This is a genomic window from Belliella buryatensis, from assembly GCF_900188245.1.
Classification (GTDB): Bacteria; Bacteroidota; Bacteroidia; order Cytophagales; family Cyclobacteriaceae; genus Belliella; species Belliella buryatensis.
Map to the genome: position 1 here is coordinate 1 of NZ_FZOK01000049.1, position 1,263 is coordinate 1,263.

1 protein-coding gene is annotated in these 1,263 nt (G+C 44.6%); it reads right to left on the reverse strand.

Annotated features, from left to right (window positions below; translation table 11 throughout):
- On the reverse strand, positions 1-935 hold a 935-nt coding region (locus tag CHB66_RS16765; protein ID WP_141107422.1), incomplete at its 3' end, for a PorP/SprF family type IX secretion system membrane protein.
- Positions 936-1,263 lie beyond the last annotated feature (328 nt).

Below are 1,263 nucleotides of genomic sequence, written 5' to 3' on the forward strand. Positions count from 1 at the left end.
CAAATCATCCCTCTCCTATCTCCAAATAAGGCATAGGTCAACATAAATTCATGGGTCACATTCGGAAGCAAGTAGCTTCTTAGCATCGGCATCTCGTAGATGTAGCCAATCCGCATCTTGTCGAATAGTATCCCAAACTGGAAGTTGTTTGCATAGTCTATCCTGTGCCCACCTCCTAGCCAAAACTTCTCTTTCAATATTACTTTCATATTGAATTCTAAGTTGTCCGGTAAGTCAGATTGACTTCTGTACATGAAATTGGTCGCTAAGGCCAGGTTGTCGCTCAGTCTGTTTCTGTAGCCTGCTTGGAAGATGCCTACCCTAGGCATTCTCTCCATGAATATATCTCCTGAGTTGATCGCTCCTTGATTCACATGGTGTACTGCATAGGAGACATAGTAGCTTGGGTGTGTCAGGGCTATCCCTAAGTTGAAGTCCATCACCTGCATATTGGAGAAGCTACCAAAGTACTGTCCTACTATCGGGTCATCTGCTTGTTCGGTAGTCATACTATTTCCATCCAATCGGATAGAGCGGTAATTTAAACCAGCTCCCAATCTTAGATTTGTCTTTTCTCCTATTTGGATTCTGGATGCATAGCTGGCTACAAATTCTGTCTCTGCAAAGGCTCCATATTGGTCATGTAGGATGGAAATCCCTGCTGCATTCTTCCCTAGGATATCTCCTGAGGCCTGACCAGAGAGTTGACCGAAATCTAGCTCTGCCGAGGCAAAGTAAGTCTTCGGTGCTCCCTCCCAGCCTGCCCACTGATTCCGGACAAAGCCTCTCAGCATAGAGCCTTCATAACCCGTCAGCGCTGGGTTGTAGTAGCCCTGCAAGTGGCTGAATTGAGAGATGTATTTTCGGGATTGAGCGAGAATATCCGTTGTCGTTACAAGGGCTATTCCTATAAATAAGATGATTGTTTTTTTCATGATTTTATATTTTTGAGGAGGACTGAGCGTTAAAAATTAGTCCAGTGGACTAATTTAGCGAAGGGCCAGGTTGCAGCGCTGATTTTATCTAGAGGAAAAGGTTCTAAATACCCACCCCTACATCCTGGCCCGGAACTAAAATGATCCAAAGGGATCATTTCTTAACGTTCCGTCCTTCCTTTTCCCTAGTCCCTTTTGCCTATTTTCTTAACAGATTCAACATCCCCTTCCTTACTTCTCCTGTCTCTCTCACTTCTATCGTCCAGTAGTAAGTTCCTATTGGCAGTTCTTTACCTCTGTGAGTTCCATCCCATCTCTGATCCGGATC